The 254-nt window shown below is 74.0% G+C and carries 1 protein-coding gene; it reads left to right on the plus strand.

Features of this window, described 5'->3' with window-relative positions:
- A partial coding sequence (locus tag RVY79_RS20600) for an Ig-like domain-containing protein (RefSeq protein ID WP_317466457.1) occupies positions 1-254 on the plus strand: 254 nt, incomplete at both ends.

A 254-nucleotide genomic window follows, 5' to 3' on the forward strand; every position in this document is an offset into this window, starting at 1 on the left:
CGGGCGAGCCGGGCGCCACCGTCACCGTCCGGGATCCATCCGGAACCGTGATCGGCACCGCGCTGGTCGCCGCGAACGGCGCCTATGCCGTCACGCTGACCACCACGGAGGGCAATGGCCAGACGCTTCAGGTCACCCAGGCCGATGCGGCGGGTAACGTCTCGCCCGCCACCTCGGCGCTGGCGCCCGACTTCACGCCGCCGCTCGCGCCCACCGGCACCGTCTCCGCCGACGGCACTGCCGGTGACGGCAGT

It is taken from the genome of Chromohalobacter sp. HP20-39, assembly GCF_033052815.1.
Lineage (GTDB): Bacteria > Pseudomonadota > Gammaproteobacteria > Pseudomonadales > Halomonadaceae > Chromohalobacter.